The following is a 7,518-nucleotide window of genomic DNA, read 5'->3' as shown; positions in this document are numbered from 1 at the left end:
GGGAGCCTCGACGAAGCTCACCGTCGCCGGGGTGATGGGTTCGGCCGCGGCCTGGGAGACGAATCCGGACAGGGCGCAGGCGGCCAGAACTGCGCCGCTGATCCAGCGTGTGACGGTCTTCACGTGGTGTTCCTCCTGGGGGTGGTCGTGCGGCATCACGCTAACGGGCGCGGGTCTCGACCAGAACGAAACGACAGCGCCCCTGTGGATAAGGGACCCGCGCGGCATCGCTGGCAGGGGCGCGTCTGGACGCGCATGGGTGATGGGGAATGCAACGCCTAGTTCGGGGTCCTCCTGACGCACGCATCCGGTGGCAAACTTGTCTCCGGCGCTGGTCACAGTGAGCCTCGTGAACGCGGCGGGCGCGGCCTCATGGTGGTCCGCTGCGACGACCGGCAGGCGGGCTCGGTGAGGTCGAGCCGAGAAAGGTGGACCCGATGGCCCTGCACGCACTGGCGATTCGACACGTCGCGTTCGAGGATCTGGGGTTGCTCGGGCCGCTGCTCCAGGAGCGGGGGTACCGCATCGACTACCTGGACGCTGGCGTCGACGCCTTCGACCCGGACGCCTTTCGGCGTCCCGACCTGCTCGTGGTGCTGGGCGGACCCATCGGGGTCTATCAGGAGCGCGCCTACCCCTTCCTGACCGACGAACTCGAGGGGATCCGGCGCCGACTGGACGCAGGCCTCCCCACGCTCGGTGTCTGCCTGGGAGCGCAACTGATGGCCCGGGCGCTGGGGGCCACCGTGGCGCCGACCGGACGAACCGAGATCGGATACGGCCCCTTGACGTTGACCGAAGCGGGACGCGCGTCCGTTCTCGCGCCGCTGAACGGCGTCGCGGTGCTCCACTGGCACGGGGACGCGTTCACCATCCCCAGGGGGGCCGCCGGGCTGGCCACCACACCCGGGTTTCCCCACCAGGGGTTCGCGATCGGCCACCATATCCTCGGCCTGCAGTTCCACCTCGAGGCCGACCATCGACGCCTCGACGCCTGGCTGATCGGTCACGTGCACGAACTCGCTTCCGCGGGAATCGATCCCGCCGACCTCCGCGCCGACGCCCTCACCCATGGCCCCGCCCTGGCCACGGCGGCGAACACGGTCCTGGCTGCGTGGCTCGACGGGATCGCCGTCCGAACCTAGAAACCCGCCACCCGCACTATCAGCACTTCGGCTGAACAGGAGCCACTCATGGAGTATCCGACGGCACTCACCGTGGAAGATCTGACCCGGAACCTCGCGCACGTTCGTGGGCGCATCGACGCCGCCGCCCACCGCGTGGGGCGCGACCCCGCCGCGATTCGTCTCTTGCCCGTCTCCAAGACGGTCCCCGTCGATCGGCTGCGCCTCGCCGTCTCAGCGGGGTGCCGCCAACTCGGCGAGAACAAGGTCCAAGAGGCCGCCCGCAAACACGAGGCGATGGCCGATGTGGAGGTGGGTTGGTCGATCATCGGGCACCTCCAGACCAATAAGGCGCGTGACGTGGCCGCCTTTGCCGACGAGTTCCAGGCGCTCGATTCGCTGCGCGTCGCCGCAGCCCTCGACCGGCGCCTGCAGACTGCGGGACGCAGCATCGACGTGTTCGTCCAGGTGAACACGTCCGGGGAAGCATCCAAGTACGGACTGCACCCCGACGAGCTCCCCGCCATGCTCGGTGAACTGACCGCCTACACCTCCCTGCGCGTGCAAGGACTCATGACGTTGGCAGTCTTCACCCCGGACGCCGACCGCGTTCGCGCGTGCTTCCGGCTTCTGCGCACCCTCCGGGACCGCGCCCGGGAGGACACCCCCGACCTCATCGGCCCCGGTGCACTGTCGATGGGGATGTCCGGCGACTACGAGATCGCCGTCGAGGAGGGTGCGAGCGTAGTTCGCGTGGGGCAGGCCATCTTCGGGCAGCGCAGCACCCCCGACTCCGACTACTGGCCCACGGCCGGGGCGGACCCCCACCCGCCCGAGTGAGGACCTCCCGAAGGTCCGGGTCGCCCGCCGGGCCACTCAGGACGCCAACGCGGCGGCCGGGATCCGCACCCAAGCGTGGTCGGCGTCACCTGTCGGTGGCGACCCAGCGTGGCGACGTCGTCCGCCATGAACCGACTGACGCCCGTGACGAGAGGCTCGGCCACCGGGGCGCCACAGCCCTCTGGAACAGCGCCCCGGCAGCGATGACGTGCCCCGCCGCGTGGGGTCAGATGCTGGGAAAGTCGTGCCGCAGCCCGCGTCGGTAAGGGTTGGGAACCGGGGGAGTCGGGAACCTCAGCGCCCGGGCGGCCTCGAAGGCGAAGTGGGGATTGCGCATCATCTCCCGGCCGATCAAGACGACATCCGCCTGCCCGCTGACGAGAATGTGCTCCGCCTGCTCGGGGTCGGTGATCAAACCGACGGCCCCCGTCGGCACGCCGGTGGCGTCCCGAATCTGTGCCGCGAACCGGGTCTGGTATCCCGGACCCACGGGGATGCTCGCCGGCACGTTGCCTGCGGTGGAGACGTCGAGCAGGTGGACGCCGTGGTCAGCCAGCCAGCGGGCGACCGCGATGGTGTCCTCGACGGTGAGCCCGCCCTCGGTCCAGTCAGTGGCCGAGAGGCGCACAACCAAGGCCACGCCCGTCCCGACCTCATCGCGGACGGCGTCGACGATCTGGAGCAGCAGCCGCGCCCGGTTCTCCAGGGAACCGCCGTAGGAGTCGTCGCGTTCGTTGCTGAGCGGGGAGAGGAACTCGTGGATCAGGTACCCGTGCGCGCCGTGCACCTCCAGGAGTTCGAATCCGGCGTCCACCGCGCGGCGTGCGGCCTCAGCGAAGGCCGCCACCACCGCGTCGATCCCGTCCTGGTCGAGGGCCCGCGGGGAGCGCATGCCGGGGAAGGCGAGGGAGGAGGGGCCGACGGTCTCCCAGCCGCCCTCCTCCAGGGGGACGCTGCCGTCGGTCCGCTCAGCGCCCCACTCGGGCCAGGCGCTCGCCTTGCGTCCCGCGTGGGCGAGTTGGATGCCCGCCACGGCTCCCTGCTCCCGCATGAAGCGGGCGATGGGGGCGAGGGCGTCGCGTTGCTGGTCGTTCCACAGGCCGAGGTCGTGTGCGGAGATGCGGCCCTCGGGGACGACGGCGGTGGCTTCGACGATCACCGCTCCGGCGCCGCCCCGGGCCAGTGAGCCGAGATGCACCAGGTGCCACGAGGTGGCGATCCCGTCTCGCGCCGCCACGCTGTACTGACACATGGGCGGCACCCAAATGCGATTGCGGATGGTGATGTCACCCAACACGAGAGGGGTGAACAAGGCATGAGACACGCGAGACTCCTTCTGATGGCGTACGCGCATAGCGCGCGTGTGCAACTACCGTATCGCGACGCTGCCCCCTCCACCCGCTGTTTCTACGACGTGGTCGCCTCGGGTCGTTCCTGGTCGCAGGTCGTGAGCAGCCGCGCGAGGCTGGTGAGCTCGGGAATCTCCTCAGCCTGGTGGAGGAGCTCCTCCAGGAGCCGATCGTGCGTGGGGCGGGCGGCCAGCAGCACAGCACGACCCGCCGGCGTGAGCTCGGTGTAGATGCCACGCCGGTCGTCGGCGCACAGAATGCGGCCCACCAGCCCGCGCTGCTCCAGGCGATTCACCAGGCGCGTCGTCGCGCTGCTGGACAGAGCCGCCGCGCGAGCCACCTGCTGCATGCGCAAATGCCAGCCGTCCTGCTGACGACTCAGCGCATCGAGCACCGTGAACTCCACCACCGAGATCTGGTGGCTGGCCTGGAGTTCCTTCTCCAGGGACGTCTCGATGAAGCCGTGCAGGGCCGCCAAGCGCCGCCACCCCTGGGCGCGCACCTCCACCGCATCATCGGACAGCGCCATGACTCACCCCTTCGGCGTCGTTGAGCGTTGATCGAGTCGATCGTACTGGCCCCGCTCACCTCCGCCCGGGCGCAAGGAGGCCGGTGTCACTGCTCCTCGAAGGGGCCGACCGCGGCCCACGAGGCACTGATGTCGTCCTCGGAGAACCGATCCAGCAGCACAAACGCGTCGTGCGCCGGTGTGCCCGCCTCGGCGTAGTACGACAGCAGGCTGTGCCCCTGCGTGCCCTCCAGCCGCATCACCTGGTAACTCACCGACAGATCACCCACCAACGGATGATGAATCGACTTCGAACCGCGGCGGTAGCGATCGACGTCGTAGCGCTCCCACAGCCGCGCGAAATCGGGGCTCTTCACGAGCAGTTCCCCAACCAGGTCGCGCAGATCCTTCGCGTCCGGTTCGAGGGCCGCGAGCTGTCGCAGCCCCGAGACCAGCCCCGTGAGCTGTGCCTCCCAGTTCGCGTACAACCCGCGCGCTCCCGGATGCAGAAACGCGAACCGCACCACGTTGCGACGCGAGGCGGGGTGTCCTCGATGCCGGGGAACATCCGCAACCCTCCCGGGTTCCACGCCAGCAGATCGCCGATCCGATTGGTGACGTAGGCCGGGAACGGACGCAACTGTTCCAGGAGAACCCTCACCCCCGGACCGACGTGCCGGTTCGAGCCGATGTTCTCCGCGCCGGTCGGTCGGTCGACGCCGGCGGCCAGGGCACGCAGGTGCGCGTGCTCGTCCTGGTCCACCCGCAGGGCGCGCACCAACGCATCGATCACGGCAGGGCTTGGATGGCGTTCGGTGCCACGCTCCAAGCGGATGTAGTAGTCGATGCTGATCCCGGCCAGCGTGGCCAACTCCTCACGACGCAGGCCCGGCGTCCGGCGCCTGCCCTCCCCGCGCGGCAATCCCGCCTCTTCGGGGGATAGTCGTTCGCGCCGCGACCGCAGGAACACGCCGAGTTCGGTGCTGGATCCGGGAGCGGGGGCCATAGGTCCATCATCACGGCGAGCGCGCCAACGTGCCAGGCAGTGGGACTGCCAGGAACGGCAGGCCCTGGTTCCGGATCGGCGCCGCCCCCAGATTCGTTTGTGCGTCACCGCAGCACTGCGGTCGCCGTTCCCCTGCCGAAGGATGCTGATGGTTTCCCGCGTCTTCCACCCCGCCGCCACCAACCGCTGGGCGGTTCTTGGCGTCATCTCTGCCGCCCAACTCATGGTGGTCCTCGACGGATCGGTGGTGAACATCGCCCTCCCCGACGCCCAGCTCGCACTAGGCATGTCGGACGCCACCCGGCAGTGGGTCGTCACCGCCTACGGGCTGACCTTCGGCGGCCTGCTGCTCGCCGGGGGACGCATCAGCGATCGCTGGGGACGTCGGCGCGCGTTCCTGGTCGGCCTCATCGGGTTCGCCCTCGCCTCCGGGCTGGGCGGGCTCGCGGTCACCCCCGCGATGCTGATCGCCGCCCGAGCCCTCCAGGGCGTGTTCGCCGCCGCTCTGGCCCCGTCGGTCTTGTCGCTCCTGACGCTCACCTTCCCCTCAGGGCCCGACCGGGCGACGGCGTTCGGCATCTTCAGCGCGGTCGCCGCAGGCGGGGGAGCGGTCGGGCTGCTCCTGGGTGGCCTCCTCACCCAGTGGGCATCCTGGCGCTGGACGCTGCTGGTGAACGTCCCGCTCGCCGCGATCGTGGCGCTCGCCGCGCTGGCCGCGATCCCCTCCCAGAAGCAGGACGCGCCACCCGGGGGACTGGACCTCCTCGGCGCGGCCTTGGCGACGGGGGCCGTGACGAGCCTGGTGTACGGGTTCAGCACCGCCGAGGTGTCTGGTTGGCTCGCCGAACCCACGCTGATCCTGTTCGGGTGTCCGCGATGGCGCTGGTGGCCTTCGTGACGCGGGAGGCGCGCGTCGCCCATCCCCTCCTGCCGCTGCACATCGTCACCGACCGCAGTCGCGGGGGTGCCTACCTGGCCATGGGGTTGTCCACCATGGCGATGTTTGGCCAGTTCCTGCTGCTGACCTACTACTTCCAAATCACGCTGGGCTACAGCCCACTCCAGGCGGGACTCGCGTTCCTCCCGCTCACCGCCAGCCTGGTCGTTGGCTCCACCCAGATCGGCGCTCGGCTGCTGCATCGCGCCCGACCCAGGCGCGTGATGGCGTCGGGCTACCTTCTGGCCGGTGTCGGCTTCGTGTGGGTGACCACGCTCACCGCCGATGCCTCCTACCTGCAGGTGCTGCCCGGCACCCTCCTGCTCGGGTTGGGAACCGGCACCGCTGGTGTCGCAGCCACCACCGTGGGCACCTCCGGGGTCACGCCCGGTGACGCCGGGATCGCCTCCGCGATGGTGAACACCTCCCAGCAGATCGGCGGCGCCATCGGTACCGCACTGCTGGCCAGCGTCGCCGCCAGCGTCACCGCGGGACTGCCCGCGTCCCCCGAGGCCACGATGCAGGGATACACCACGGCGTTCTGGGTGGCGGCCGCCTGCATGGTTCTCGTCGCCCTCACCAGCCTCTTCGTCCGCTCCTCGAGCCCCGTGACGACGACGGCGGCCACCCCGGCCACCGCCCACTGAAAACCCCGAAAGGACCCACCATGACCACCGTTCCCCGCTACACGCTCAACAACGGCGTGACCCTGCCCGTCATCGGGCTCGGTGTGTTCCAGACGCCGCCCGCCGAGACGACGTCCGCCGTCGACACCGCTCTGCGTCAGGGATATCGCCACATCGACACGGCGGCCGCCTACCTCAACGAACGCGAGGTAGGCGAGGGGCTGCGACGCTCCGAGATCCCGCGCGAGGAGGTCTTCGTCGAAACGAAGGTGTGGGTGTCGGACTACGGCACGAACGAGACCCTGCACGCCTTCGAGAAGGCCAGCGCGAAGCTCGGCCTCGACCAGATCGACCTGCTGATCCTGCACCAGCCCGCCGTGGGTATCTTCGAGCGCACCATCGCGGCCTACAAGGCGCTGGAGAAGCTGTACGCCGACGGACGCGTCCGCGCCATCGGCATCAGCAACTTCACCCCGACGTCGCTGCCGCGGCTCCTGGGCGCGGTCGACACGATTCCCGCGGTCAACCAGATCGAGGTGCATCCCTACTTCGCGCAGCGGGCCACCCAGGCCGCCAACGCGGCGGCCGGGATCCTCACCCAAGCGTGGTCGCCGATCGGGGGCATCACGTTCTACGGAGGGCTGTTCGGGGGCCCGAGTCGCAGCACGCTCAACGACCCGGTCCTTCGCGAGATCGCAGCAGCGCACGGCAAGACTCCCGCCCAGATCATGCTGCGCTGGCACATCCAGCAGGGACGCCAGGTGATCCCGAAGTCCACCAACCCTGCGCGGATCGCCGAGAACCTCGACGTGTTCGATGTCACCTTGCGTGAGGACGAACTTGCCCGGATCGACGCCCTCGACACCGGGACGGGTGGGGGCCCCGACCAGGACCAGCCCCAGCCGCAGTTCCTGCAGTTCCAGATCCCCGAGGCCTGAGTTGGTGGCGCCCGCGGTTGCCGCCTACCTCGGGCGCCGGTGACTCACAACCCGGCGCCGATCCTCTCGGCGAACTCCACCAGGCGGTTGGAGAAGCCCCACTCGTTGTCGTACCAGCCGTGCACCTTGACCTGGCGCCCCACCGCCATGGTGAGCGGGGCGTCGAAGATGGTCGAGTACGGGTTCCCGA

Annotated in this window: 7 protein-coding genes and 1 pseudogene; 5 read left to right on the top strand and 3 right to left on the bottom strand. The window is 69.7% G+C overall.

Going from position 1 to position 7,518, the window contains the following annotated elements; translation table 11 throughout:
* Positions 1-437 precede the first annotated feature (437 nt).
* The gene (locus V7E09_RS13480; protein ID WP_324523539.1) at positions 438-1,145 is read left to right on the top strand and encodes a glutamine amidotransferase; all 708 of its coding nucleotides are present in this window, start codon (positions 438-440) and stop codon (positions 1,143-1,145) included.
* Between the two features lie 48 nt (positions 1,146-1,193).
* Complete coding sequence (locus V7E09_RS13475; protein WP_324523538.1) at positions 1,194-1,964, top strand: YggS family pyridoxal phosphate-dependent enzyme; 771 nt, start codon at positions 1,194-1,196, stop codon at positions 1,962-1,964.
* Between the two features lie 226 nt (positions 1,965-2,190).
* Here V7E09_RS13475 and V7E09_RS13470 read toward each other — a convergent pair whose 3' ends face one another.
* The 3 genes and pseudogenes from V7E09_RS13470 to V7E09_RS13460 form a co-directional block, all read right to left on the bottom strand.
* Positions 2,191-3,288 (bottom strand): NADH:flavin oxidoreductase/NADH oxidase, encoded by a 1,098-nt coding sequence (locus tag V7E09_RS13470; RefSeq protein ID WP_324523537.1) that lies wholly within the window; start codon positions 3,286-3,288, stop codon positions 2,191-2,193.
* An 83-nt stretch (positions 3,289-3,371) separates the two neighbouring features.
* On the bottom strand, positions 3,372-3,842 hold the full coding sequence (locus tag V7E09_RS13465; RefSeq protein ID WP_324523536.1) for a MarR family winged helix-turn-helix transcriptional regulator: 471 nt from the start codon (positions 3,840-3,842) through the stop codon (positions 3,372-3,374).
* Between the two features lie 86 nt (positions 3,843-3,928).
* Positions 3,929-4,827: pseudogene (locus V7E09_RS13460) on the bottom strand (helix-turn-helix transcriptional regulator).
* A gap of 148 nt (positions 4,828-4,975) precedes the next feature.
* On the opposite strand from V7E09_RS13460, the gene V7E09_RS13455 reads away from it, so the two are divergent.
* From V7E09_RS13455 to V7E09_RS13445, 3 genes are read left to right on the top strand one after another with little or no spacing between them, the layout of a single operon-like run.
* Positions 4,976-5,725, top strand: a complete 750-nt coding sequence (locus tag V7E09_RS13455) for an MFS transporter (RefSeq protein WP_324523535.1) — start codon at positions 4,976-4,978, stop codon at positions 5,723-5,725.
* Positions 5,704-6,411, top strand: coding sequence for an MFS transporter (locus V7E09_RS13450; protein WP_324523540.1), 708 nt, complete (start codon positions 5,704-5,706; stop codon positions 6,409-6,411). The genes V7E09_RS13455 and V7E09_RS13450 overlap by 22 nt, the downstream gene beginning before the upstream one ends.
* A gap of 20 nt (positions 6,412-6,431) precedes the next feature.
* On the top strand, positions 6,432-7,328 hold the full coding sequence (locus V7E09_RS13445; RefSeq protein ID WP_324523534.1) for an aldo/keto reductase: 897 nt from the start codon (positions 6,432-6,434) through the stop codon (positions 7,326-7,328).
* Positions 7,329-7,518 lie beyond the last annotated feature (190 nt).

Source organism: Propioniciclava sp., assembly GCF_036744435.1.
GTDB lineage: Bacteria > Actinomycetota > Actinomycetes > Propionibacteriales > Propionibacteriaceae > Propioniciclava.
Note: the sequence above shows the minus strand (reverse complement) of the source record. Positions and strands in the feature narration are given on the sequence as shown.